23 protein-coding genes are annotated in these 23,993 nt (G+C 65.6%); 11 read left to right on the top strand and 12 right to left on the bottom strand.

Translation table 11 applies throughout. The features are described 5' to 3' along the window. Positions 1 to 384 precede the first annotated feature (384 nt). From XH93_RS14640 to ltnD, 4 genes are all read right to left on the bottom strand, one after another. Positions 385 to 2,076 carry a methyl-accepting chemotaxis protein gene (locus XH93_RS14640; RefSeq protein WP_194474064.1) on the bottom strand — a complete coding sequence of 564 codons (1,692 nt, stop codon included), beginning with the start codon at positions 2,074 to 2,076 and terminating at the stop codon, positions 385 to 387. Positions 2,077 to 2,250: 174 nt separating this feature from the next. Next, a complete protein-coding gene (gene otnK, locus XH93_RS14635; RefSeq protein WP_194474063.1) occupies positions 2,251 to 3,540 on the bottom strand; it encodes a 3-oxo-tetronate kinase in 1,290 nt (429 codons plus the stop codon). After that, positions 3,537 to 4,319 (bottom strand): 2-oxo-tetronate isomerase, encoded by a 783-nt coding sequence (gene otnI / locus XH93_RS14630; protein ID WP_194474062.1) that lies wholly within the window; start codon positions 4,317 to 4,319, stop codon positions 3,537 to 3,539. Before otnI ends, otnK begins: the two co-directional genes overlap by 4 nt. Positions 4,320 to 4,328: 9 nt before the next feature. Further along, positions 4,329 to 5,240 (bottom strand): L-threonate dehydrogenase, encoded by a 912-nt coding sequence (ltnD, locus tag XH93_RS14625; RefSeq protein ID WP_194474061.1) that lies wholly within the window; start codon positions 5,238 to 5,240, stop codon positions 4,329 to 4,331. Between the two features lie 161 nt (positions 5,241 to 5,401). Between ltnD and XH93_RS14620 the strand changes: the two genes are divergently transcribed. Then, positions 5,402 to 6,058 (top strand): aldolase, encoded by a 657-nt coding sequence (locus XH93_RS14620; protein WP_194474060.1) that lies wholly within the window; start codon positions 5,402 to 5,404, stop codon positions 6,056 to 6,058. 33 nt (positions 6,059 to 6,091) lie between these two features. Continuing rightward, positions 6,092 to 6,379, top strand: coding sequence for a hypothetical protein (locus XH93_RS14615; RefSeq protein WP_194474059.1), 288 nt, complete (start codon positions 6,092 to 6,094; stop codon positions 6,377 to 6,379). A gap of 385 nt (positions 6,380 to 6,764) precedes the next feature. On the opposite strand, the gene XH93_RS14610 is transcribed toward XH93_RS14615, so the two are convergent. The 6 genes from XH93_RS14610 to XH93_RS14585 form a co-directional block, all read right to left on the bottom strand. Further along, positions 6,765 to 7,469: an ABC transporter ATP-binding protein gene (locus XH93_RS14610; protein ID WP_194474058.1), complete on the bottom strand. Its 705-nt coding sequence runs from the start codon at positions 7,467 to 7,469 to the stop codon at positions 6,765 to 6,767. Further along, a complete protein-coding gene (locus XH93_RS14605; RefSeq protein ID WP_139482032.1) occupies positions 7,453 to 8,184 on the bottom strand; it encodes an ABC transporter ATP-binding protein in 732 nt (243 codons plus the stop codon). The genes XH93_RS14610 and XH93_RS14605 overlap by 17 nt, the downstream gene beginning before the upstream one ends. Beyond that, positions 8,181 to 9,158 carry a branched-chain amino acid ABC transporter permease gene (locus tag XH93_RS14600; protein WP_194474057.1) on the bottom strand — a complete coding sequence of 326 codons (978 nt, stop codon included), beginning with the start codon at positions 9,156 to 9,158 and terminating at the stop codon, positions 8,181 to 8,183. Before XH93_RS14600 ends, XH93_RS14605 begins: the two co-directional genes overlap by 4 nt. Then, positions 9,158 to 9,991, bottom strand: coding sequence for a branched-chain amino acid ABC transporter permease (locus XH93_RS14595; RefSeq protein WP_246799709.1), 834 nt, complete (start codon positions 9,989 to 9,991; stop codon positions 9,158 to 9,160). The genes XH93_RS14600 and XH93_RS14595 overlap by 1 nt, the downstream gene beginning before the upstream one ends. Before the next feature lie 76 nt (positions 9,992 to 10,067). Beyond that, on the bottom strand, positions 10,068 to 11,315 hold the full coding sequence (locus XH93_RS14590) for an ABC transporter substrate-binding protein (protein WP_139482035.1): 1,248 nt from the start codon (positions 11,313 to 11,315) through the stop codon (positions 10,068 to 10,070). Between the two features lie 87 nt (positions 11,316 to 11,402). Beyond that, entirely contained in the window at positions 11,403 to 12,212 is an 810-nt protein-coding gene (locus XH93_RS14585) for a putative hydro-lyase (protein WP_194474055.1), read from the bottom strand. Positions 12,213 to 12,332: 120 nt separating this feature from the next. On the opposite strand from XH93_RS14585, the gene XH93_RS14580 reads away from it, so the two are divergent. The 7 genes from XH93_RS14580 (at position 12,333) to XH93_RS14550 (ending at position 19,167) form a co-directional block, all read left to right on the top strand. Further along, complete coding sequence (locus tag XH93_RS14580) at positions 12,333 to 13,250, top strand: LysR family transcriptional regulator (RefSeq protein WP_194474054.1); 918 nt, start codon at positions 12,333 to 12,335, stop codon at positions 13,248 to 13,250. A 125-nt stretch (positions 13,251 to 13,375) separates the two neighbouring features. Then, positions 13,376 to 14,626 (top strand): Zn-dependent hydrolase, encoded by a 1,251-nt coding sequence (locus XH93_RS14575; protein WP_194474053.1) that lies wholly within the window; start codon positions 13,376 to 13,378, stop codon positions 14,624 to 14,626. 29 nt (positions 14,627 to 14,655) lie between these two features. Beyond that, positions 14,656 to 15,567: an NAD(P)-dependent oxidoreductase gene (locus XH93_RS14570; protein ID WP_194474052.1), complete on the top strand. Its 912-nt coding sequence runs from the start codon at positions 14,656 to 14,658 to the stop codon at positions 15,565 to 15,567. A gap of 176 nt (positions 15,568 to 15,743) precedes the next feature. Continuing rightward, entirely contained in the window at positions 15,744 to 17,324 is a 1,581-nt protein-coding gene (locus XH93_RS14565; RefSeq protein WP_194474051.1) for a tyrosinase family protein, read from the top strand. A gap of 4 nt (positions 17,325 to 17,328) precedes the next feature. After that, positions 17,329 to 18,099 carry a DUF2182 domain-containing protein gene (locus XH93_RS14560; protein ID WP_194474050.1) on the top strand — a complete coding sequence of 257 codons (771 nt, stop codon included), beginning with the start codon at positions 17,329 to 17,331 and terminating at the stop codon, positions 18,097 to 18,099. Continuing rightward, on the top strand, positions 18,096 to 18,719 hold the full coding sequence (locus XH93_RS14555; RefSeq protein WP_194474049.1) for a DJ-1/PfpI family protein: 624 nt from the start codon (positions 18,096 to 18,098) through the stop codon (positions 18,717 to 18,719). The genes XH93_RS14560 and XH93_RS14555 overlap by 4 nt, the downstream gene beginning before the upstream one ends. Before the next feature lie 31 nt (positions 18,720 to 18,750). Next, complete coding sequence (locus XH93_RS14550) at positions 18,751 to 19,167, top strand: hypothetical protein (RefSeq protein WP_194474048.1); 417 nt, start codon at positions 18,751 to 18,753, stop codon at positions 19,165 to 19,167. A gap of 204 nt (positions 19,168 to 19,371) precedes the next feature. Here the strand turns inward: XH93_RS14550 and XH93_RS14545 are convergent, their stop codons facing one another. Next, on the bottom strand, positions 19,372 to 20,451 hold the full coding sequence (locus XH93_RS14545) for a tartrate dehydrogenase (protein ID WP_139860873.1): 1,080 nt from the start codon (positions 20,449 to 20,451) through the stop codon (positions 19,372 to 19,374). Between the two features lie 169 nt (positions 20,452 to 20,620). Here XH93_RS14545 and XH93_RS14540 point away from each other — a divergent pair, with 169 nt between their 5' ends. Continuing rightward, positions 20,621 to 21,397 carry an SDR family oxidoreductase gene (locus XH93_RS14540; protein ID WP_194474047.1) on the top strand — a complete coding sequence of 259 codons (777 nt, stop codon included), beginning with the start codon at positions 20,621 to 20,623 and terminating at the stop codon, positions 21,395 to 21,397. A gap of 229 nt (positions 21,398 to 21,626) precedes the next feature. Here XH93_RS14540 and XH93_RS14535 read toward each other — a convergent pair whose 3' ends face one another. Continuing rightward, positions 21,627 to 22,478: an alpha/beta hydrolase gene (locus XH93_RS14535; RefSeq protein ID WP_194474046.1), complete on the bottom strand. Its 852-nt coding sequence runs from the start codon at positions 22,476 to 22,478 to the stop codon at positions 21,627 to 21,629. 88 nt (positions 22,479 to 22,566) lie between these two features. Between XH93_RS14535 and XH93_RS14530 the strand changes: the two genes are divergently transcribed. Further along, positions 22,567 to 23,988: an amidase gene (locus XH93_RS14530; protein ID WP_194474045.1), complete on the top strand. Its 1,422-nt coding sequence runs from the start codon at positions 22,567 to 22,569 to the stop codon at positions 23,986 to 23,988. Positions 23,989 to 23,993 lie beyond the last annotated feature (5 nt).

Genomic DNA, 23,993 nt, shown 5'->3' with positions numbered 1-23,993 from the left:
GCCAGCATCCGGCGATCATGACGACCGCGGCGGCCCGGAACAGAGACGCTCCATGCTCTCCGAACCGGCGGATTTGGGACATTCGGTCGGCTGTATCGCGCCAACGCATCGCAGGTCTGCGAAAACGTGATGCGCCCGGCCCACCACGCTGGCTCATCAGTTGCCCGGGCAACGGCCCGCCCGGACTGCCGGCTCAGGATGACGGTGATGGTTTGCTCAGCTTGTTCGGTGTCATCACCCGGCTTGACCGGGTGATCCAGTATTCCAGAGACGCCGATGATAGAAGCGAGAGGCCGCGGCGTACTGGATCGCCCGGTCCATGTGCGCAATTGCGCACAGGCCGGGCGATGACAACGGTAGATGAGGGCAATGCTTCACATTCTCTCAGGCGGCGCGCACGGCGTCGAGGAATTTGCCGACCTCGGACTTCAGACGGTTGCTGTCGCCCGACAGCGACTGCGCCGCCGACAGCACCTGGCTCGAGGCCGAGCCGGTTTCGGTCGCGCCGTGCTGCACGTCGGTGATGTTGGCCGAAACCTGCTGGGTGCCCTGCGCCGCCTGCTGCACGTTGCGCGAAATCTCCTGCGTCGCCGCGCCCTGCTCTTCCACAGCGGCGGCGATGGTCGAGGAAATCTCCGACAGCCGCTCGATGGTCGAGGAAATCTCCTTGATCGCGCCGACCGACTCCTGGGTCGCGGTCTGGATCCCGGCGATCTGCTGGCCGATCTCGCCGGTCGCCTTCGCGGTCTGCTCCGCCAGCGCCTTCACTTCCGACGCCACCACGGCGAAGCCGCGGCCGGCCTCGCCGGCGCGCGCCGCCTCGATGGTGGCGTTCAGCGCCAAGAGGTTGGTCTGGCCGGCGATGGTGTTGATCAATTCGACGACGTCGCCGATGCGGGCGGCCGCCTTCGACAGCTCGCTGACGCGGTCATTGGTGGTGCGCGCCTGGCCGACGGCGTCGCCGGCCATCCGCGCCGATTCCTGCACCTGGCGGCTGATCTCGGTCACCGAGGACGACAGCTCCTCGGTGGCGGAAGCCACTGACTGCACGTTGGTCGAGGCTTCCTCGGAGGCGACGGCGACCGTGGTGGTCAATTCCTGCGCCCGCTTGGCAGTCGACGACAGGGTGCCGGCCGAGGCCTCGAGCTGGGTCGAGGCCGACGAGACGGTCTGCACGATCTCGCCGATCATCTGCTCGAAATTGCGGGTGATGGCGTCGACCCGGCGGCCGCGCTCGATCTTGGCCTCGGCGTCGGCCGCGGCGGCCTCGTCGGCGGCCTTCTTGGCGATCAGCGCCTGCTTGAACACCTGCAGCGTGTCGGCCATGGCACCGATCTCGGTCTTCTCGCCCTGATGCGGCACCTCGGCGGTGAGGTCGCCGCGGCCCAACGCCTGCATCGGCGTCACGATCGAGGCGATGCCGGATGAAATGTCGCGAACGGTGTAGATGCTGACGCCGACACCGATGATGATGGCGCCGCCGATGATCAGGGCGAGCAGCATCAGGGCCGACGCGTAGCTGCTCGCCGCATCCTGCGCGGCCTTGTCGGCGCCGGCGTTGTTGAGCTCGATGTCCTTGCGCAGGATCTCGTCCGCCTCGAGCCCGATCTTGTTCACGGTCTTGGCATTCAGCTCATGCGCTTCATGCGGAATCTTGCCGGCGTCCTTGCGCGACAGTTCCATGACCTGCTCGGTGCCCTTCTTGTAACGGGTCCAGGCATCGACCCATTGATTGTAGAGCGCGCGCTCCTCCGGCGAGGTGATCATCGGCTCATAGGTCGCGCGGATCTTGGTGTTGGATTCCACCACCATCGCAAGGGTCTTTTCCTGCGCCTGCTTGTCCTCCAGCGTCTCGGCCAGCATGTGCTCGCGGATCACGTTGCGGTAGGTGATGACACCGGCGCGCAGATCGCCCAGCGCCCGCACGCTCGGCAGCCAGCTCGTTGTGATGTCCACCGTGTTGGCGTTGATCGACCGCATGCTGGTGACCGCCAGCAGGCCGACGCCCGCCATCGCGACAAGCAGAAACGCAACCGCGGCAATCAGCTTGGCGCGGATCGAGAATTTGGCGAACATCGGGAAATCTCTTGATGCCGGGCTCGCGAGGCCCGGTTGAACGGAAGGCTGCTGGCGCGGCGGGACGCCGCATCCATCAAAGCCAGCATGCCTCCTTCGGTAGGGTTAATTTGCTTCCCCGTTCAACTACGGAGGCAGCCGTCATCACCGTGACATCACGCGCGACGGCACGCGTCAGCGCATCAGGGCGAGCGCGTCGGAGAAGAACTGCGGCCCGCCGAAATTGCCCGATTTCAGGGCAAGCAACATCGCGCCGTTGTTGGCGCCGACGGCGCGCAAAACCGGCACGCCCGCGGCGATTTCGGCGCCGACCAGGAAGCCCGGGATGCGCAGCCGATCGACCACGGCGCCTGATGTTTCACCACCGGCGACCACCAGCCTGCGTACGCCCGACTGCACCAGACCTTCGGCGATGTCGGCCATCGCCTGCTCGATGGCATGTCCGGCTGCATCGCGGCCATGTCGGGATTGCAGAGCTACAACCTGGTCCGGCGTCGAGCTGCTCGCGATCAGCACCGGCCCCTCACCCAGCCGATCTTTCGCCCAGCCGAGCGCGCGTTGCGCCTCGTCCTTGCCGGCGACCACCCTGTCAGGATCGAGATGCAGCACCGGCATCACTTTCTCGGCGCTGGCGATCTGCTGCAGGGTCGCCTGCGAGCAGCTGCCGGCCAGGCACGCTGCCGGGCCGCCGATCGCGGTCTCAGGCATCGCGCCCTCCGTTTTCGACTTGGCCTTCCCCGCGGCGACCAGCGCCCGCGCGAGGCCAAGCCCGATGCCGGAGGCGCCGACCGAGACGCGGTGATCCAGCGCCACCTGGCCGATGGTTTCGAGGTCGCGGTCGAACACGGCGTCGATAATTGCAGCGCCGATCTCCCTGGCGGCGAGATCCTTGAGCTTGGCGCGGACCGCATCCGCGCCGCGGCTCAGCGTCGCGAGATCGACCAGGCCGACCCTGGTCTTGCTCTGGCGCGCCAGCACCCGGACCAGATTGGAGTCGTGCATCGGATTGAGCGGATGGTCCTTCAGCGGGCTCTCGTTCAGCGGCACGGCGCCGACGAACAGATTGCCCTGGTAGACGGTGCGGCCGGTCTCCGGGAAAGCCGGCGTCACCAGCACGATGTGATCTGCGGAATCGGCGCGCAGCGCGTCCATCACCGGGCCGATATTGCCGGCATCGGTGGAATCGAAGGTCGAGCAGATCTTGAACAGGACGTGCTGCGCACCGCGGCCGCGCAGCCATTTCTCCGCCGCGCGGGAGCGCGTCACGGCGAGGCCGGCCTCGATCGAGCGGCTCTTCAACGACACCACGACGGCGTCGACTTCGGGCAGCGCCAGATCGTCCGGCGGCACGCCGATGGTCTGCACGGTGCGCAGGCCGGCACGGGTCAGCGTGTTGGCGAGGTCGGAGGCGCCGGTGTAGTCGTCGGCGATGCAGCCGAGCGACAATTTTGTGGCTGACGTCACGGCTTCACTCCGGCATAGGGCTTGAACCAGGCGAGACCATCCGTGGTCTTGCCGCGCGGATTGTATTCGCAGCCGACGAAGCCGCCATAGCCGAGCCGGTCGAGCTCGTCGAACAGGAACGGATAGTTCAGCTCCTCGCCGTCGGGCTCGTTGCGCGACGGGATCGAGGCGATCTGAATGTGGCCAGTGATCGGCATCATCTCGCGCAGCCGCATCGTGACGTCGCCATGGATGATCTGGCAGTGATAGATGTCGAACTGCAGCTTCAGGTTCGGCATCTTCAGCTCGTTGATCAGGTCGCGGGCGAAGATGAAATCGTTGAGGAAGTAGCCGGGCACATTGCGTGCGTTGATCGGCTCGATCACGACGTCGAGGCCGAAGGCGGCGAAGAATTCCGCGGCATAGGCGACCGATTTGCGGAACGCCGCCACCGCGCCGGGATCGCTGCGGCTGGCGATGCCGGCCATCAGATGCAGCCGCTTGACGCCGGTCGCCTCGGCATAGGGCAGCGCGGTCTTCAGGCTCGCCTGCAGATCCGCAAAGCGGTCCGGCAGCGCGGCAAACCCCTTCTCGCCGGCGTTCCAGTCGCCCGGCGGCAGGTTGAACAGCGCCTGAGTCAGCCCGGCGTCCTTGAGCCGCTTGCCGACCTCCGCGGCCGGATGGTCGTAGGGGAACAGGAATTCGACCGCGGTGAAGCCGGCTTTCGCGGCGGCCTCGAAGCGATCGAGGAACGGGACCTCGTTGAACATCATGGAGAGGTTGGCGGCAAAGCGGGGCATGGGTTCCTCTTATTTATCGCCGGGGAGCTTGGTGCCGGTGACCTGCGCATACATCCGCGCCACCGACGCGTCGTCGTCGCGGCCCATGCCGGCGGCCGACGTCATCAGGAACATCTGCAGCGCGGCGGCCGACACCGGCACCGGGAAGCGGGCGCTGCGCGCCATGTCCTGGATGATGCCGAGATCTTTCACAAAAATCTCCACCGCACTGCGCGGCGCATAGTCGCCGTCAAGCACATGCGGAATACGATTCTCGAACATCCAGGAATTGCCGGCGGAGGCCGTGATCACCTCATAGACCTTGCGGATATCGAGGCCTTGCTTGGCGGCAAAGGCAATCGCCTCCGAGGCGGCGGCGATGTGCACGCCGGCCAGCAGCTGGTTGATCATCTTGAAGGCGGCGCCCTGCCCCGCGGCGTCGCCGAGCTCGTAGAGCTTTGCCGCCATCGCATCCAGCGCCGGCCGCGCCTTGGCGAACGCCGCCGCGCTGCCGGAGGCGAGGATGGTGAGCTCGCCCTGCGCGGCACGCTGCGCGCCGCCGGAGATCGGGGCATCGAGATAATGCCGACCGGTCGCCTCGAGCTGTTTTGCCAGCCGCCGCGCGATGTCGGGGTCCATGGTTGCCGAGGAGATGAACACGGCGTCCTTGGCCAGCGTCTCGGCGACGCCATCCTTGCCGAACAGGATCGCCTCGGTCTGCGCGGCGTTGACGACCACGCTGACGACAATGTCGGCCTCTTTCGCCGCCTCGGCCGGCGCGCTGGCGCCCTTGCCGCCGTCCTTGACGAAGCGCGCCACGGCATCGGCCGAGACGTCGCAGCCGGTCACCGTAAAACCGGCCCGCTTCAGCGAGGTCGCCATGCCGTATCCCATCGAACCGAGCCCGATGACGGCGACACGCGGTGGTGTGGAACTGGGCATGCGGCGATCCCTCGATTTTTATCTCTATTGCGCATGATCTTATCGGAAAACCGGCTTCCACTTTTCCGGATCATGCTGCCCCCGCTTGCCTATCACGGCTTGGCCGCGCTGCCAAAGCATGAGACAAGTCGGAAAACGAATAGCGTCATGAGCGAAACCAGATGAGCGAAACAAAGCTTCGTGAGGACATCTGCCGCTTCGGCCGTTCGCTGTTCGAGCGCGGGCTGACGCCGGGCTCCTCGGGCAATATCAGCGTCCGGCTCGACGACGGCGGCTGGCTGGTGACGCCGACCAACGCCTCGCTCGGCTTCCTCGATCCCGGCAAAATGTCGCGGCTCGACGCCAACGGGAAGCTCGTTTCCGGCGACGCGCCGACCAAGGAAGTGCCGCTGCATACCGCGCTCTACCAGACGCGGAGCGCCGCCCGCGCCGTGGTGCACCTGCACTCGACCCATTCGGTGGCGCTGTCGATGCTGCCCGAGATCGACCCGCGCGCCGTGCTGCCGCCGATGACGGCGTATTACATGATGAAATGCGCACCGACCGCGCTGGTGCCGTATTATCGGCCGGGCGATCCTGCGGTGGCCGACGCTATCAAGGGACTGGCGGGCCAGTATTCATCCGTGCTGCTCGCCAATCACGGCCCCGTGGTGTCGGGCGACACGCTGGAAGGGGCGGTGTTCGCGACCGAAGAGCTGGAAGAGACCGCAAAGCTCTATCTGCTGCTGCGCGGGCTCAACCCGCGCTATCTGTCGCCCGAGCAGGTTACGGACTTGGCCAGGACGTTTGGACTCGTGCTACCGGATCACCCTCACTAGATCTGTGGAGGAATGCATATGCGGAGAATAGTCATGATGCGGTTCACAGGGTCGGCGTTCGCGGTTCTGGTCGTCAGCGGCGTGGCGGGATCGACCGCCCGGGCCGACCCGACCCTGCAGGACCTGCTGGCGATCCAGCTGCGCGCGCAAGGCTATGCCTGCGACAAGCCGCTGAAAGCCGAACGCGACGACAAGCTCTCCAAGCCCGACAACGAGGCCTGGACGCTGACCTGCAGCAACGCCACCTACCGCGTCAGCCGCGTGCCCGACCTCGCCGCCAAGGTCGAGGAGATCAAGCCGGAGCAGCAGGGCAAGAAGTGAAGAACTGGCCACGTCGTCATCCCCGCGCAAAGGCTTCGCCTTTGTCGCTGGAGGTGCGAGCCTTGCGGCGCGCTTGCGCCGCTGGGCGAGCCTCGAAGGATGGGCTACAAGCGCGCTCGCGGCCATCCTTCGAGGCGCGCCGAAGAGGCGCGCACCTCAGGATGACGGTGTTGGTTTGCTCAACTTGCTCGGTGTCATCGCCCGGCTTGACCGGGCGATCCAGTATTCCAGAGACAGTCGTTATTGAGCCGATAGGCCGCGGCGTACTGGATCGCCCGGTCCATGTGCGCAATTGCGCACAGGCCGGGCGATGACAGCGGTGGGTGGGACAAAGCTTCACACCGTCTCGGGATGACGGCGGAGTATGTGGAGATACTTGTCCCCGCTACAGCCCCAGATACGCCTTGCGCACGTCGGGATTGCCGCTGATTTCGGCGGCGGTGCCCTGCATCAGGACGCGGCCGGTCTGCAGGATGTAGGCGCGGTCGGCGATCTCCAGGCACTCGGCCATGCGCTGCTCGACGATCAGGACTGTCATGCCGGCATCGCGGATGCGTTTGACGGCCTGAAAGATCTCGTCGACCAGCTTCGGCATGATGCCCTGCGACGGCTCGTCGAGCATCAGGAGCCGCGGCCGCGTCATCAATGCGCGGCCGATCGCGAGCATCTGCTGCTCGCCGCCGGACAGCGTCTCGGCGCGCTGGTCGAGCCGCTCGGAGAGCCGCGGGAACAGCTGGAACACGAGGTCGAGCGGCGCATCGCGGTCGCCCTGGCTGCGATAGAGATAGCTGCCGAGCCGCAGGTTGTCGCGCACCGAGAGCCGCGGAAACAAGCGGCGGTTCTCCGGCACGAAGGCGATGCCATCAGAGGTGATGACGTGCTGCGGCTGGCCGTCGATGCGCTTGCCGTCGAAGCTGACGCTGCCGGAGCGCGGCCGCTCGGCGCCGGCGATCGACTTGAGCAGCGTCGACTTGCCCGCGCCGTTGGCGCCGGCGACGCAGACGATCTCGCCCTTGGCGACGTCGATCGACACCGCGGAGATCGCAACCAGGCCCTGATAGGCGGTGGTGACTTCACGCACCGACAGCATGACGATCCCCGAGATAGGCAGTGATGACCTCTGGATTGCGGACGACGTCCGCCGGCTTGCCCTCGACCAGCACCTTGCCGAGATTGAGCACGATGGCGCGGTCGACCAGCGGCATCACGATCTCCATGACGTGCTCGACCATCAGCACGGTGACGCCGGTGGCGCGCACCTTGCGTACCAGCTCGACGCCGGTCTGCGCCTCGACCGGCGTCAGGCCGGTGAGGACTTCGTCGAGCAATAGCAACTTCGGTTCGGTCGCGAGCGCGCGGGCAACCTCGAGCCGGCGCTTCTCCGACGGCACGAGGTCGGCGGCAAGCTTCTCGGCGCGCGCCGCAAGCCCGCAGAACTCCAGCACCTCATAGGCCTTCTGCCGCGCGATGCGCATCTTGGTATTGCGGATCAGCGCGCCGACAATGACGTTGTCGATCACCGTCATGGTCTCGAAGCTTTTCACGACCTGGAAGGTGCGGCCGATGCCGCGCTGGCAGCGCTCGGCCGCCGGCAGCTTTGTGACGTCCTCGCCGTCGAAGATGATCGAGCCTTGCGTGGGCGGCAGCACGCCGGCGATCAGGTTGAACAGCGTCGACTTGCCGGCGCCGTTCGGGCCGATCAGGCCGACGATCTCGCCGCGCCCGACCGAGATCGAGACGTCGCTGTTGGCGACGAGGCCGCCGAAGCGCTGCCAGACGCCGCGGGTCTCTAACAGCGCGGTCATCGTGCGGCCCCCTTGCGTAGCGAGAACACGCTGACCAGGCCGCGCGGCAGCGCCAGCGAGATCGCGACGATCAGCGCGCCGTAGACGATCAGGTCGACGCCGCGGCCGGAGCCGCCAACGAAGGAGCGCGTCAGCTCGGTGAGCGGGATCAGGATGACGGCGCCGAGCACCGGTCCCCACAGCGTGCCGATGCCGCCAAGCACCGCAGGCAGCGCCATCAGCAGCGAGAACTGAAAACCCATCACGCTTTCGGGGTCGATATAGGACACGAACTGGGCATAGAAGCTGCCGCCGACGGCAACCAGGAAGGCGGAGACCGCGGCTGCGCCCATCTTGGAGTTGAACACGACCACGCCGAGGCTTTCCGCCGCGTCGGGATTGTCCTTCACCGCGCGCCACCAATAGCCCCATTTGGAATCTTCCAGCCACCAGGTGACGAGCCAGGCGACGCAGGCCAGCGCCAGCGCGAAATAGAAGTACGGCAGTTTTGAGCGGGTGAACTGGAATTTCAGCCAGCTGTCGCCGCGCACGGGAATGTCGATGCCGAGCGCGGCGCCGGCCCAGTCCCAGTTCTGGATCAAGAGCAGCGCGATCTCGGCGATCACGATGGTCGCGATCACGAAGTAATGGCCGCGCAGGCGGAAGCAGGGATAGCCGAGCGCCATCGCGATGACGGCCGAGATCGCCCCGCCCGCCAGCATGCCGAACCACGGCAGCACGCCGAACTTGGTGAACAGCAGCGCGGTAGTGTAGGCCCCGAGCCCGAAATACAATGCATGGCCGAGCGAGATCTGCCCGCAATAGCCGGACAGGATATTCCAGCTCTGCGACAGCGCCGCATACATCAGCGTCAGGATCATGATGTTCTGGACGTAGACATCCTTGACGAACAGCGGCACCAGCGCGGCGATCACCGCGAAGCAAATCGCCATGACCAGGTCACGCCTGCGGCGTTGGGCGAAGTGGGTATCCATCACATCGATCCGAACAGGCCGCGCGGGCGGATGAAGACGACCAGCAAATAGACCGCGTAGATGCCGACCGATTTCAGCGACGGCGGCAGGATCAGCGCGGTGGTCGCCTCGACCAGGCCGACGATGATGCCACCGGCAAAGGCGCCGAACACGCTGCCGAAGCCGCCGAGCGCCACGGTGACGTAGGCGATCAGCGCAAACGACGCGCCGACGTCGGGATAGATGTAGAAGAAGATCGCCATGATGGCGCCGGCAAGGCCGACCAGCGCGGCGCCGAGGCCCCAGCCGAGCGCAAACACCCGGTTCTTGTCGATGCCGACGAGGGCCACCGCGCCGGCGTCCTCGCGGGTCGCCTCCAGCGCCCGGCCGAAATCGGTGCGGTTGATGAAGAAGTAGAGCGCGACGAAAGCCGCGATCGAGAGCATCGCGCCGATCAGCTGCGGCTCCGGCAGATAGATGCCGGCGATCGACACCGTCTTGCCGCCGAGCCAGGATTGCGGGATGCTGCGGTAGTCGGGCGTGAAGAAGTACTGCGCGAGGCCGCGCATCACGATCGCAAGGCCGAAGGTCGAGAAGATCTGCACCATGCCGGCATTGGCCTTGGCGCGCATCGCGAAGCGAACGATCAAGAGATAGACCACTGCGCCGAACAAGAACAATGCCGCGGCGACCAACGGCGCCGACAGCAAGGGATCGATCGCGAAGAACGCGAACAGGAAGAAGGTCACGTACATCGCGATCATCAGGAACTCGCCGTGCGCGAAGTTCACGACGTCCATCAGGCCGAAGATCAGGGCGAGCCCGGCGGCGATCAGTCCGTAGAGCAGCCCCATCAAGAGGCCGCTCGCCAGACTTTGGATAATGGTCTCGGCTGTCACCGCCGTATGCCCCCTCTAGGTGTCCGACCGATTACTTGTTCATCGGCCAGATCGCCTCGGAGACGGCGGCCTGTTCCGGGAAGATCGTCACGAAATTCTTCGCGGCGTATTGCAGCAGCACCGGATCGGCAAAATTGTTCTGCCCCATCTCGTCGAACTTGACGCGCTTCCAGGGCATGATGGTCTGATCGCCCGGCATGTCGGTCGCGACCAGGGCCTCGCGGATCTTCTCGCCGTCGGTCGACTTGGCGCGGTTGATGGCGTCCGCCATCACGATCAGGCCCATGAACTGGCGCGACGAGTAGTCGTTGAAGTCCTTGCCGGACTTGGCGCGGAACATCTCGTTGATGAGTCCGACCATCGGCCGCTTGGAGGCGAGGTCGAGCGAGAAGCTGCCGCGCGAGATCACGCCCTCGAGCTTGTCGCCGACCGCGTCATAGGTCGCCTTCTCGGAGAAGCCGGCGTCCTGCGCCATGATGTTCTTCGGCTTGTAGCCGAGCTCGGCCATGGTCTTGACCAAGAGGATCGCGTCGGTGGTGTAGCTCGACGGCATCAGCACGTCGGCATTCGCCGCCTTGAGCTGCTGCACTTCGGCGGTCAGCGACGGCGAGTTGGCGCGGTACTTGATGTCGGCGACGATCTTGTAACCGCGCTCGCCGGCGAGCTTGGTCTGCGCGTTGGCCGAATCGGTGCCGAAGATGGTGTCCTCGTGGAACAGCGCCAGCGTCTCGATCTTCTGGCCTTTCTTCTTCATCGCGTCGAAGAAGTCGAACATCGCGGTCGAGAACATCTCGTCATGCGGCGAGGCGCGGAAATAGTATTTCAGGCCGCGGCGATGCAGGCTCGGCGAGGAGTTGTCGGCGGAGAGGAACGGCACGCCGTAGCGTTCGCAGATCTGGCTGACGGTGACGGCGACCGCGCTCTGATAGGTGCCGATCACGGCGCAGACCTTGTCCTGGGTGATCAGGCGCTCGGCTTCGGCGCGGCCCTTCTGCGGATCGGCCTGGTGGTCGGCGAACACCAGCTTGACCTTGGCGCCGCCGAGGCCGGAGAGGCCCTCGCCCTTGGCGAGCGGCAACGCGAAATCATAGTTCTTGTTGATGATGTCGGCCGCGGTCTCGAACGCGCGCTGCGCGTCGACGCCGATCTGGGCGCTGGCACCGGACAGCGGATAGATCACGCCGATGGCCACTTCACTGGTCTGCGCGCGTGCGGCCATCGGACCGAGCGCGGCGGCGGCCGTGGCACCCAGCAACACGTTGCGGCGAGAGATCGTCATGCGAAATTCCCCTTGGTCAGTTCGTTTTTATCGATGAAACGCTTGTAGCGCGCAGTAAAGCCCGAATGAATTGCACGAATTGCCTACTCAGAGCACAGCGAGCGCCTTGTTCTTGAGATCGGTGACGAGCATCAGGCCCGGCGAATGCGTGATTGCGAACGGCAGTTTTGCACTTGCGATCACCGATTGCGGTGTCACCCCGCAGGCCCAGAATACCGGGATCTCGTCGTCGGCGACAGGAACCGGATCGCCGTAATCGGGCTTAGCGATATCCTCGATGCCGATCAGATGCGGATGACCGAGATGCACCGGCGCGCCGTGCACCGAGGGAAAGCGCGAGGTGATCTGCACCGCGCGGATCGCATCCGCCGGCTTGAACGGCCGCATCGACACCACCATGGGTCCGGCGAACGGGCCCGACGGGCTGCATGCAATGTTGGTGCGGTACATTGGCACACGCAGATTGCGTTCGATGTGACGGATCGGCAGCCCGTCCTCTAGCAGCGCCTCCTCGAACGAGTACGAGCAGCCGAGCACGAAGGTGACGAGATCGTCGCGCCAGTAGTTCATGATGTCGGTCGGCTCGTCCGCCACCTCGCCGTCGCGCCAGACCCGGTAGCGCGGCACGTCGGTGCGGATGTCGAGGTCGAGGCCGAGCGAAGGGATGCGCGGGTCGCCGACATCGGACATGCCGATGATCGGGCACGGTTTGGGATTGAGCTGGCAGAACCGGTGGAAGGCGCCGGCGAGCTTTTCCGGCAGGATCGCGAGGTTGCCCTGGACGAAACCGTTGGCGACGCCGGCCGTGGTCGAGGCCATGCCGGAGCGGAAGGCGCGGCGCGCTTCCGCGCTCGCAAGCACCGGATCCCCTTGCTGCACTGCCGCAAAAACAGTCATGGGTGCCTCCTGCCCATAATCTCGACAAGGACAAACCAACACCAAGCGTGATATAATGTCTAATCGTCCTTTCTAATCAAAATCGATAAATAGGATTTATCGATCGGGAATATGCTTCCAATGACGGACTTTCGCTCGATCGAAACCTTCCTCTGGGTCGTCAAGCTCGGCAGCTTCCGCGGCGCCGCGGCGCGGCTCAACACCACCCAGCCGGCGATCTCGCAGCGCATCGCCCAGCTCGAGCGCGAGATGGGCGTCAAGCTATTGAACCGCGACCATCGCGTCGCCTCGCCGACCCCGAGCGGACGGCTGATGATGATCTACGCCGAAAAGCTGATCGGGCTGCGCTCGGAGATGATGGCGGAGGTCGGCGACCGCTCGGCGATGCGCGGCGCGCTCCGGCTCGGCGTCGCCGAGACCATCGTCCACACCTGGCTGCCGCGCCTCGTCAAGAGCGTCAACGAGGTCTACCCGAACCTGTCGCTGGAGATCGAGGTCGACATCACGCCGAACCTCACCGCGCGGCTGCTCGCGCAGGAGATCGAGCTCGCCTTCGTGCTCGGACCGGTGTCGGCCTCCGGCGCGCATAACCACGTGCTGTGCGATTACCCGATCGGTTTCCTGGCGAGCCCGGCGCTCGGCCTCGGCGACGGTCCGGTGGCGCGGCAGGATCTGGCGCGGTTTCCGATCATCACCTTCCCGCGCAAGACCCAGCCCTATGAGACGGTGCGCGCGCTGTTCAATCAGCCCGATCTGCCGCCGATCCGGCTGCATGCCTCGACGTCGCTCGCGACCGTGATCCACATGGCCAATGAAGGCCTCGGCATCGCGGTGATCCCGTCGGCGATCGTCGAGAACGAGCTGGCCGACGGACGGCTGCTGCTGCTCGACACCGACCTCAAGCTGCCGCCCCTCACCTTCACGGCAAGCTGGCTCGCCTCGCCCGATGCGGTCGCAATCGAACGCGTCGCCGATCTCGCCCGGCAGATCGCGCAAGCGAGCGTGGCGGTTGACGGGATGGATGCGGCGCGCCATTGAACGAGAGCCGGACAATCAACCAACCGTCATTCCGGGGCGGCTCGAAGAGCCGAACCCGGAATCTCGAGATTCCGGGTCTGGTCCTTCGGACCATCCCGGAATGACGGAATGCAAATGGAACGAGTATGAGCCGAGCCGCAACCAACCTGCAGATCGATTCCGCCCGCCTCTGGGGCACCATCCACGAAACCGCGCAGTTTGGTGCGACGCCGAAGGGCGGCGTGCGGCGGCTGACGCTGAGCGCCGAGGACAAGCAGGTCCGCGACTGGTTCCGCAAGGCCTGCGAGGCGGCCGGTCTCGAAGTGCATGTCGACGCGCTGGGCTCGATGTTCGGCTTGCGGAAGGGACGGGATATGTCGAAGCCGCCGATCGGCGTCGGCTCGCATCTCGACACCCAGCCGACCGGCGGCAAGTATGACGGCATCCTCGGCACGCTGGCCGCGCTGGAAATGGTGCGCACGCTCAACGATGCCGGAATCGAGACCGAGCTGCCGATCTGCATCTGCAACTGGACCAATGAGGAAGGCTCGCGCTTCGCCCCGGCGATGATGGCCTCCGCCGCCTATGTCGGCGACTTCACCACCGACGACATTTTGTCGCGCAAGGACGCCGAGGGCGTTACGGTGGCGCAGGCGCTGGACTTGATCGGCTATCGCGGCGATGCGCCGGTCGGCCGCCAGAAGTTCACCAGCTTCGTCGAGTTGCATATCGAGCAGGGACCGATCCTGGAGGCCGAGAACAAGACCATCGGCGTGGTCGATTCCGGCCAGGGCGTGTTGTGGTATGACGGCAAGATCACAGGCTTCGAGAGCCATGCGGGTTCGACCCCGATGCCGCTGCGCCGCGACGCGCTGGCGACGCTGTCCGAAATCGTGCTGGCGATGGAGAGCATCGCCAGGAAGCACGGCCCGAAGGCGGTCGGCACCATCGGCGAGGCGGTGATTGCGGCGCCCTCGCGCAACGTCATTCCCGGCGAGATCGCCTTCACGGTGGACTGCCGCAGCGCCGATGCGGCGATCATGGATGCGCTGGACCGCGACCTGCGCGCGGCCTGCGCCGAGATCGCGGTGCGGCGCAAGGTCGACGTCAAGCTCGACCTGGTCTGGCGCAAGGCGCCGACCCATTTCGATCCAAGACTGGTCGATGCGGTGGAGAACGCGGCAACGCAGCTCGGCTATTCGCACCGTCGCATCACCTCCGGCGCCGGCCATGACGCCTGCAACCTCAACACCCTGATGCCGGCGGCGATGGTGTTCGTGCCCTGCAAGGACGGCATCAGTCACAACGAGCTGGAGGATGCCACGCAGGCCGACTGCGCCGCGGGCGCCAACGTCCTGATGCACACGGTGCTGGCGCTCGCCGGCGTCGCGTCCTGACTGTTTATTCCCCTTCAGTGGAGATTCGCATGCGCGGAGTTTTCGTCGACGCCAATGAGTCGCTCGCGGTCATCATGGAGCGTCTGGAAAAACCCGGCGATCCCAAGATGCGGATCAACCGCAATCCCGACATCAAGCCCGAGGACTATCCGGCGGTGCTCGACGGCGCCGAGATCGCGGTGGTCGACCACACCGCACTGCCGACCGACATTGCGAAGAAGTGCGCCGGGTTGAAGCACGTCGTGTTTCTCGGCACCGGCGCGCGCAGCTACATGAATCCCGAAGAACTCGCCGGGCTCGGCATCGCCGTGCATTTGATCAAGGGCTATGGCGACACCGCCGTTGCCGAGTCTGCCATCGCGCTGATGTGGTCGTCGGCGCGGGTGATCGCAATGATGGACCGCGAGATGCGCGCCGGCAACTGGCTGCGCGAGGACGGCATGCAGCTCACCAGCAAGACGCTCGGCCTGGTCGGCTTCGGCGGCATCGCCGCGGAGGTCGCGCGCATCGCGCTCGGCAGCGGCATGAAGGTGATCGCCTGGAATCGCTCGCCGAAGAACCATCCCGGCGTCGACTTCGTCGATCTCGATACCGTGCTCGCAAAGAGCGACGTGGTCTCGATCCATCTGCTGCTCAATGACGAGACCCGCGGCATGATCACCCGCGAAAAAATCGCGCAGATGAAGCAGGGCGTGATCCTGGTCAACACCGCGCGCGCCGCCATCGTCGACGAGCAGGCGATGATCGACGCGCTGAAGTCCGGCCACATCCGCCATGCCGGCCTCGACGTCTTCAACACCGAGCCGCTGCCGCAGGATCACCCGCTGACCAAGATCCCCAATGTGACGCTCTCGGCACATTCCGCCTTCCGCACGCCCGAAGCGAGCGAGAATTTGATTCACGCCGCGTGGGAACACTGCCGGCGGATCGTGAAGGGATAATTTCCGCTCTCTCGTTCAGGTCAGAACGGTTCCAGCTTTGGTGCGGCAACAGCGCGCGCCAAAGCCATTTACGCGCACGCGCGTCTGTACTATCATTGATTGTACAGTGTCATATTAGTTTACCTGAAGTTTGATAATAATATTCCGATAGATGCGCTCATTCCGGGAGGCCTGCCATGGCTCGCGTGCGCAAAGACGTCTGGCAATTGCCGGCAAACGACAAAACCCTGTTCTGGTACGGCGAGGCGATCAAGGACGCCCAAGCCAAACCGATCACCGACATCACGAGCTGGTGGTCGCTTGCGGCGATGCACGGCATTGACCGGCAGCTCTGGATCGATCTCGGCTATCTCGATGCCAATGTGACGCTGCCGTTCGACCCGGACGCCATCGGCTTCTGGAATCAATGCCAGCACGGCTCGTGGTATTTCCTGTCGTGGCACCGCGCCTATCTCGCCGCGTTCGAAGCCATCCTGCTCGATGCCATCGTGAAGAAGGGCGGGCCGGCGGACTGGGCGCTGCCCTACTGGAACTACGATCCGACCAAGCCCAACACGCTGAAATTCCCCGCCGCCTTCGCGCCCGAGTTGCTCGACGACGGCAGCAAGAACCCGCTGTGGGTCAAGGAGCGCTATGGCCGCCGCGGCAACGGCGTGATCAGCATCCGCCCCTCCGACGTTCCGGTTTCCCCGCTCTGGCAGGAGCCGGAATTCTTCAACGAGCCGCAGGACCTGCCGACCTCGTTTGGCGGCACCCGCACCGCGTTCAGCCACGGCGGACGCGGCGCCGGCCTGCTGGAACAGCAGCCGCACGGCCCGGTCCACGTCCTGGTGGGCGGCACCAAGGAAGGCACCGACCCGGACATCACCAAGAACAACGGACTGATGGCGATGTTCGAAACCGCCGGCATCGATCCGATCTTCTGGCTGCATCATTCCAACATCGATCGGCTCTGGGAATCCTGGCTGACGGTCCGCCGGCATGCTTCCGACCCGGCGGATGCCTACAAGAATCCGACCGATACCGACTGGCTAAACGAGCCGGCGGGCGAGTTCGTGATGCCGCGGCCGAACGGCACGACGTTCACGACCACGGCAAAAGACGTCTTGAACACCAAGGCGCCCGCGCTCAATTATGAGTATCAGGACATTTCGGTGCCCGGTCAGCAGGTCGTGCTCGCGGCGCGCCTCGGCAGGCTGGGTATCGCGCCGGCCGATGCCAACACACTCGCTGGAGCAATGGCCATGGCTTCGCAGAAAACCACGGAACTGGTCGGGCAGAGCCGCAGCGCAATCCGGCTTGCCGGCACCGCCACCGATGCCAGCGTCCAGCTCGATGGCCCGGCAACCAGCAATCTGTCCGCCAGCCTCAGGGTCCGTTCGCTGGCCCCGGCCCATGCGCCGAAAGCGCCGGATCGCGTCTATCTGGTGCTGGAAAACGTCACCAGCACCACCGACGCCGGCGTGTTCGATGTCTATGTCAACCTGCCGAAGGATGCCACCCCGGCGCAGCATCCCGAACACCTTGCAGGCGTGCTGTCGCTGTTCGGCGCGCGCGCAGCCAGCAAGGCCGGCGGTGCTCACGCCGGCGACGGCCTGACGCAGACGCTGGAGATCACCGACATCGTCGATGCCATGCATCTCAAGGGCCAGCTCAACGCGCAGTCCGTCGACGTCAAATTCGTGCCGCAGACGGCGATCTCCGCCAACAGCCAGATCGACGTCGGCCGGGTGAGAATCTACCGCCAGAGCCGGTGACGTCGTGACATCGCGCGGGGTGCTGCCTGCGATGGTGCGAGAGGCATCGCCGCGGCTGCTGCTGGTCAGCCTGTGCGGCTGGGTGCTGCTCGCGGCGGGCGAAGGGCTGTGGTCAGTGCCGCTCTGCTCGCCGTCGCCGACGCTGGTGACATCCGGCGCCGCATTCTCGACCGTCTACGGCGTCGGCGCCACCGCGGTGCTCGCTGCGCTGCTCTGGCTGCTCATGATCGTGGCGATGACCGCGCCGCTGCTGGCGCAGCCGATCGCGCAATTGCGGCTGCGCAGCCTCGCGCGCCGGCGCAACCGTTCGGCCGGTCTGTTCACGGTTGCCTATCTGCTGGTCTGGATCGCCGTCGGTCCGATTTTGTTGGCGGCGCCGAACGCCATCGCGGTGATGGCCGGCGCCGTGGGGGTGCCTGCGTGGCTGATCGCCGTCGTGATCGCCGCGGTGTGGCAGGCCGCGCCGCTGCGTCAGAGCGCGCTCAACCGCTGCCATCGCGTACCGAACCTCGCCGCATTCGGGCCCGAGGCCGACCGCGACTGCATCCGGTATGGCCTGCTCCAGGGCCTGCTCTGTGCGGCGACCTGCGCGCCGGCGATGCTGCTGCCGCTGACCGCGCCGCAATTGCATCTTTCCCTGATGTTCGTGCTGTCCGTCGCGCTGCAGATCGAGCGGCTGGCGCCGCCGCGGACGCCACGCTGGACACTCCGCGTCGTACCGGGCCAGGCGGCGGCGCCGGTCGTCTTCAGATCGATCAGAGGGAGCTTGCGATGATCATTGGCATTCCCGTTTACGACGATGTCGACCTGCTCGATGTCGCCGGCCCGCGCGAAGTGCTGACCTGGATGGATCCGAAAGTGGAGGTCCGCCTGATCGCGCGGCAGCCCGGCCCGATCACGACGCGCGACGGCCTGACCATGATCGCGCCGTTTGGCTTTGCCGACACGCCGCAGCTCGACGTGCTCTGGGTGCCCGGCGCCAACCCCGGCGCGCTGAAGGAGATCATGACCGGCAGCGGCCGCGACTATCTCGAATTCTTCAAGGCGCAGGCCACGAACGCGAAATATGTCTGCTCGGTCTGCGAGGGCGCGCTGCTGCTGGCGCAGGCCGGGCTGCTCGACGGCTATGAGGTCACGACGCACTGGGCGTTCATTCCGTGCCTGCGGCGGTTTCCGAACATTCGCGTCGCGCCGGGCACGCCGCGCTTCGTGCTCGACCGCAATCGCCTGACCGGCGGCGGCATCTCGTCCGGCATCGACGAGGCGCTGAAACTGGTCGAGCTGTTGAGCAGCGCCGAGACCGCGCAGGATGTGCAGCGCGTGATGCAATATTATCCGGATCCGCCGGTGACCAGCACGTTGGAGGAGGCGCGGCAATGCCCGTTCAGCTGGTGAACTCGAACGGCCGCGAGCAAGGGAGATCGTGATGACCGATATCGGCGGCAAATGGACCTATCGCAGCTTTCACAATGATCCCGCCCCGGTCGGCGACGATGCCGACAAGGCGCTCGGCCTGATCTTCGCCGAGGCCGAGTTCACCTTCGAGATATCAGGGACATCGCTGACCGGCACGATCCGCTGGGGCCACGACGGCCTGGATCTCAAGGGCACGATCCAACCCGCCAGCGCAACGACGCCGCTCTCGGTCCAGATTGTCGGCACGGGCCGGTCGGACATCGGCACCGAGGGTTGGGAGTACGACTACAACGCTTGCCTCGCCCATCAATGGCCCAACGGCATCGATCAGGTGCCCGCACTGGTCGGATCGGTCATTCGCGCCAAGCCGCACGGGTCCTCGCCCGCGGGCTATGTCGCATCGTTTATCGCGGTGAAGCAGCCGTGAGGCTTCTTCCCTTCTCTCCTTGTGGGAGAAGGTGGCCATAGGCGGCCTGCGGCCGCCGTGCTTGAAGGACGCCGATGCTGCGCATCGGCTATGCGAAATCCGCGACGGATGAGGGGTCTGTATCCGCGGAGAGAACCCCTCACCCGGCTTCGATGCTTCCGCATCGAAGCCACCCTCTCCCACAGGGGGAGAGGGTGACAGAAATCAATCCACCATGTCCGCGACGGCCTTGCCGCACGCCGTGGTGTCGGCGTTGCCGCCGAGGTCGCGGGTGCGCAGCGTGCGTTCGCCGAGCGTGCGCTCGATGGCGCCGACGATGGCGTCGGCGGCCTGCTTCTCGCCGAGATGCTCCAGCATCATCGCGCCGGACCAGATCATGCCGATCGGGTTGGCGATGCCCTGCCCTGCGATATCGGGCGCCGAGCCGTGCACCGGCTCGAACACGCTCGGGAAATTGCCTTCCGGATTGATGTTGCCCGACGGCGCGATCCCGATCGTGCCGGTGCAGGCCGGGCCGAGGTCGGACAGGATGTCGCCGAACAAATTGGAGCCCACCACGACGTCGAACCAGTCCGGATGCAGCACGAAGTTCGCGGTCAGAATGTCGATGTGGTACTTGTCCCACTTCACGCCCGGATACTTCTTGGCCATCGCCTCCACGCGCTCGTCCCAATAGGGCATGGTGATGGAGATGCCGTTCGACTTGGTCGCCGAGGTCAGATGCTTCTTTGGTCGCGATTGCGCGAGGTCGAAGGCGAATTTCAGGATGCGGTCGACGCCGGTGCGGGTCATCACCGTCTGCTGCGTCACGAATTCGCGGTCGGTATCCGGGAACATGCGGCCGCCGACCGAGGAATACTCGCCCTCGGTGTTCTCGCGCACCACCCAGAAATCGATGTCGCCGGGCTTGCGGCCCGCCAGCGGCGACGGCACGCCGGGCATCAGCCGCACCGGGCGAAGGTTGACATACTGGTCGAACTCGCGGCGGAATTTGATCAGCGAGCCCCACAGCGAGATATGGTCGGGGATCTTCGCCGGCCAGCCGACCGCGCCGAAATAGATCGCGTCGTGCTTGCCGATCTGCGCCTTCCAGTCCTCCGGCATCATCTCGCCGTGCTTCTCGTAATAGTCGTAGGAGGCGAAGTCGAAATGATCGAACTGCACCGTGACGCCGTGCTTCTTCGCCGCCGCCTCGACGACGCGCAGCCCCTCCGGCATCACTTCCTTGCCGATGCCGTCACCGGGAATGACCGCAATCCGATACTGCTTCTTTGCGCTAACCATCGAGAACACCTTTGTGATTTGCCCGGCCGGCGATGCCGCCTATCCTGATCGCCCTGCAATGGACCAAACCGCGCGCCAGCGCAACGCTGCAGTGCAGTGTTGACCGCAGCGCGACCCTGCCCCACCAAATTCGCCGACACCCCGTTCCTCATACCAAGCGAGACATCCCATGGATCTGCATCTGCGCGGCAAACGAGTCCTGATCACCGGCGCCTCCAAGGGCATTGGCGCCGCAGCCGCCGAAGCCTTTGCCGAGGAAGGCGCCCATCTGTTGCTGGCCGCCCGCAACGGCGAGCAGCTCAAGGCACTGGCGGAACGGCTGCGCTCGGCGCATCAGATTGATGCGGCGATCAGCGTCGTCGACCTGCGCAAGTCCGAAGATCTGGCGCGATTGGCAAAAGAGGCCGCCGACATCGACATCCTCGTCAACAATGCCGGCGACATTCCGGGCGGCTCGATCGACAAGATCGACGAGGCGACCTGGCGGCACGCCTGGGAGCTCAAGGTGTTCGGCTACATCAACCTGACACGCGCGGTCTACGCCCAGATGAAGGCGCGCGGCGGCGGCGTCATCGTCAACGACATCGGCGCGGCCGGCGAGCGGTTCGATGCCAACTACATCTGCGGCAGCGCCGGCAACGCCGCGCTGATGGCCTTTACCCGCGCGCTCGGCGGCAAGAGCCTCGCCGACAACATCCGCGTCGTCGGCATCAATCCGGGCCCGGTCGGCACCGACCGCCACGTCACGCTGCTCAAGACCCGCGCAAAACATCAGTTCGGCGACGAGAACCGCTACAAGGAATTCCAGAAGGGCATGCCGCTCGGCCGCCCCGCGCATGCGCGCGAGATCGGCGACCTGATGGCGTTCCTGGCCTCGGACCGCGCCGGCTATACGTCGGGCGTGATCTACTCGGTGGACGGCGGACTGACCTCGGGGTGGGGTTAGGCCCCCGCTCTCTCCCCGTCATTGCGAGCAAAGCGAAGCAATCTATCTTTCCCCATATGCCGGACCGATGGATTGCTTCGCTTTCGCTCGCAATGACGGCTCATCCAGTATCGTGCCTTTGTAGCCCGGATGCAGCGAAGCGAAATCCGGGACCGGCCTCTCCGCGCGCAAGAATCCCGGATTACGCTTCGCTGCATCCGGGCTACGATCTGTCGGCGTCGTTGCCGACTCAGCTGCCCGTCCGCTCGAACAACTGCCGGATCAGCGTCGTGATCCGGCCCTGCGGCGCCAGCATCTGGTTCAGAATCGAGAAATGGTCGGCGCCGGCGATCTCCTCATAGGTCACCGGCAGGCCGTAGCGGGCGCGATGGCCGGCGAAATCCGCGGTCTGCTTGCGCAGCAGCGGCAGTTCGGCACTGCCGACCACCAGCGACAGCGGTTTTGCCGGGCCGCCCTCCTGCATCATCGGCGAGTTGCGCCGCGACGTCGCTTCATCGAGCTTGAGCTTCTCGTTGAGATAGGAGTGCCTGATCACCTCGAGATCGTAGATACCCGAGATCGCCATGCCCGCCCGGACATGCTGATGCGACAGCGCCATCGCCGTCAAATGTCCGCCCGCGGACCAGCCCGACACCACGATGCCGCCGGCCGCGGCGCCAAGGCCGGGCAAGCGGCCGGCCAGGAAATCGATCCCGGCATGAATTTCCGCGACGATCGCATCGAGCGTCGCGTCCGGCGCCAGCGTGTAGCCGATCAGCGCGACGTTGATGCCGTGCGCCATCGGCCCCTCGGCGAAGATCGAAAACACCTCCTTGGCGCGGCTCTGCCAATAGCCGCCGTGGATGAACAGCAGCGTCGGCGCACCGTCGCGTGCTTTGAGGAAATCGATCCGGTTGCGCTCGCGCGGGCCGTATCTGAGGTCGAGATGCTCGGGATGCTGGCGGCGCAGCGCGGCCGAGCGCTGCTCCCAGCCGGCGACGAGCTCGGCGCTGCCGGCCACCGCGGCACTGTTGTTGAGGCCGAGATCACGCGCCTCTTGGCTCATTCCGCGCCAGTCGAGCGCGGAAAACAATGCTGCCATTCGCCTCTCCCTCGTTTGCGTCGCATTGCCACGACCGCCGAAAATGTTCTACAGCAAACTCAAACAGAAAACACAGGAGCAACGGCGCATGGCTGACCAGGGCTTGGTGAAGGAAACGGCATGCGCCGTCGTGGATAAACTGAAGGCCGGCGACGTCACCCCGCTCGAGCTGCTCGACGTGCTGGAGGCGCGCATCGCCGCGGTCGACGGCCAAGTCAATGCGCTGCCGACGCTCTGCTTCGACCGCGCCCGTGCCCACGCGAAAAAGCTGATGCAGAAGCCGGCCGCCGAGCGCGGGCTGCTTGCGGGCCTGCCGGTCCCGATCAAGGACCTCACCAATGTCGCGGGCGTGCTGACCACGCAGGGCTCGCCGATCTTCAAGGACACCGTCCCGGCGAAATCCGACATCCTGGTCGAACGTCTCGAAGACAATGGCGCGGTGATCTACGCCAAGTCGAACACGCCGGAGTTCGGCGCCGGCGCCAACACCTTCAACGAGGTGTTCGGCTTTACCCGCAATCCCTGGGATACGTCGCGCTCAGCCGCTGGCTCCTCCGGCGGCGCCGCGGCAGCACTGGCCAGCGGCACCGCGTGGCTCGCGCACGGCTCCGACATGGGCGGCAGCCTGCGCAATCCGGCGAGCTTCTGCGGCATCGTTGGCCTCCGGCCGAGCATCGGCCGCGTCGCGCATACCGTCGCCGCCGCGGTCGACCGCAATCTCGGCGTCCAGGGCCCGATGGCGCGCAACGTCGAGGATCTCGCGCTGCTGCTCGACGCCATGAGCGGCGAACATCCCGGCGATCCGCTGTCGCTGCCCTCGCCCGCGGCGTCGTTCTTGTCTGCCGCGCGCTCCGGCAACAAGCCGAAGCGCATCGCCTATTCGCCCGATCTCGGCATCACGCCAGTTGATCCCGAGGTCAAGGCCGTCACCCGCAAGGCGGCGGAGCGTTTTGCCGAGCTAGGTGCCATCGTCGAGGAAGCCCATCCCGACTTGCGCGAGGCCCATGAATGCTTCCACGTGCTGCGCGCCTTCGACTTCGCGATCAGCAAGGCCCAGCTGCTGCGCACCAAGCGCGACCTGCTCAAGCCGGAAGTGATCTGGAATATCGAGGAGGGCCTGAAGCTCACGGTCGAGCAGCTCGAGCGCGCCGAGGCGCAGCGCGTGGCGCTGGCCGCGCGCACGCTCGAATTCTTCGACAGCTACGACCTGCTGCTGGCGCCTGCGACCATCGTGCCGCCGTTCCCGGTCGAGAACCGCTATGTCGCCGAATGCGACGGCAAGAAGTTCGACAATTACGTCGAGTGGCTCGGCATCGTCTATGCGATCACGCTGGCCTGCTGTCCCGCGCTGTCCCTGCCCTGCGGCTTCACGGCATCGGGCCTGCCGGTCGGCTTGCAGATGGTGGCAAAGCCGCGCGCCGAGGCGCAGCTCTTGGCCGGCGCGAAAGTGCTGGAGGATATTCTGGGCGTGCGCGGCACCACCCCGATCGATCCGCGTCCGCCGAGATAAGCGGG

It is taken from the genome of Bradyrhizobium sp. CCBAU 51753 (assembly GCF_015291565.1).
In the GTDB taxonomy this organism is placed as follows: domain Bacteria; phylum Pseudomonadota; class Alphaproteobacteria; order Rhizobiales; family Xanthobacteraceae; genus Bradyrhizobium; species Bradyrhizobium ivorense.
The sequence above is the reverse complement of the archived record's forward strand: the minus strand, read 5'-3'. Positions and strand labels throughout refer to the sequence as shown.

What these genes read in the sequence shown, in the direction of transcription:
- XH93_RS14640 (WP_194474064.1), bottom strand. Translation starts at nt 2,076, where the DNA reads ATGTTCGCCAAATTCTCGATCCGCGCCAAGCTGATTGCCGCGGTTGCG.
- otnI (WP_194474062.1), bottom strand. Translation starts at nt 4,319, where the DNA reads ATGCCCCGCTTTGCCGCCAACCTCTCCATGATGTTCAACGAGGTCCCG.
- ltnD (WP_194474061.1), bottom strand. Translation starts at nt 5,240, where the DNA reads ATGCCCAGTTCCACACCACCGCGTGTCGCCGTCATCGGGCTCGGTTCG.
- XH93_RS14620 (WP_194474060.1), top strand. Translation starts at nt 5,402, where the DNA reads ATGAGCGAAACAAAGCTTCGTGAGGACATCTGCCGCTTCGGCCGTTCG.
- XH93_RS14615 (WP_194474059.1), top strand. Translation starts at nt 6,092, where the DNA reads ATGATGCGGTTCACAGGGTCGGCGTTCGCGGTTCTGGTCGTCAGCGGC.
- XH93_RS14610 (WP_194474058.1), bottom strand. Translation starts at nt 7,469, where the DNA reads ATGCTGTCGGTGCGTGAAGTCACCACCGCCTATCAGGGCCTGGTTGCG.
- XH93_RS14605 (WP_139482032.1), bottom strand. Translation starts at nt 8,184, where the DNA reads ATGACCGCGCTGTTAGAGACCCGCGGCGTCTGGCAGCGCTTCGGCGGC.
- XH93_RS14600 (WP_194474057.1), bottom strand. Translation starts at nt 9,158, where the DNA reads ATGGATACCCACTTCGCCCAACGCCGCAGGCGTGACCTGGTCATGGCG.
- XH93_RS14595 (WP_246799709.1), bottom strand. Translation starts at nt 9,991, where the DNA reads ATGGGGCTGCTCTACGGACTGATCGCCGCCGGGCTCGCCCTGATCTTC.
- XH93_RS14590 (WP_139482035.1), bottom strand. Translation starts at nt 11,315, where the DNA reads ATGACGATCTCTCGCCGCAACGTGTTGCTGGGTGCCACGGCCGCCGCC.
- XH93_RS14585 (WP_194474055.1), bottom strand. Translation starts at nt 12,212, where the DNA reads ATGACTGTTTTTGCGGCAGTGCAGCAAGGGGATCCGGTGCTTGCGAGC.
- XH93_RS14580 (WP_194474054.1), top strand. Translation starts at nt 12,333, where the DNA reads ATGACGGACTTTCGCTCGATCGAAACCTTCCTCTGGGTCGTCAAGCTC.
- XH93_RS14575 (WP_194474053.1), top strand. Translation starts at nt 13,376, where the DNA reads ATGAGCCGAGCCGCAACCAACCTGCAGATCGATTCCGCCCGCCTCTGG.
- XH93_RS14570 (WP_194474052.1), top strand. Translation starts at nt 14,656, where the DNA reads ATGCGCGGAGTTTTCGTCGACGCCAATGAGTCGCTCGCGGTCATCATG.
- XH93_RS14565 (WP_194474051.1), top strand. Translation starts at nt 15,744, where the DNA reads ATGGCTCGCGTGCGCAAAGACGTCTGGCAATTGCCGGCAAACGACAAA.
- XH93_RS14555 (WP_194474049.1), top strand. Translation starts at nt 18,096, where the DNA reads ATGATCATTGGCATTCCCGTTTACGACGATGTCGACCTGCTCGATGTC.
- XH93_RS14550 (WP_194474048.1), top strand. Translation starts at nt 18,751, where the DNA reads ATGACCGATATCGGCGGCAAATGGACCTATCGCAGCTTTCACAATGAT.
- XH93_RS14545 (WP_139860873.1), bottom strand. Translation starts at nt 20,451, where the DNA reads ATGGTTAGCGCAAAGAAGCAGTATCGGATTGCGGTCATTCCCGGTGAC.
- XH93_RS14540 (WP_194474047.1), top strand. Translation starts at nt 20,621, where the DNA reads ATGGATCTGCATCTGCGCGGCAAACGAGTCCTGATCACCGGCGCCTCC.
- XH93_RS14535 (WP_194474046.1), bottom strand. Translation starts at nt 22,478, where the DNA reads ATGGCAGCATTGTTTTCCGCGCTCGACTGGCGCGGAATGAGCCAAGAG.
- XH93_RS14530 (WP_194474045.1), top strand. Translation starts at nt 22,567, where the DNA reads ATGGCTGACCAGGGCTTGGTGAAGGAAACGGCATGCGCCGTCGTGGAT.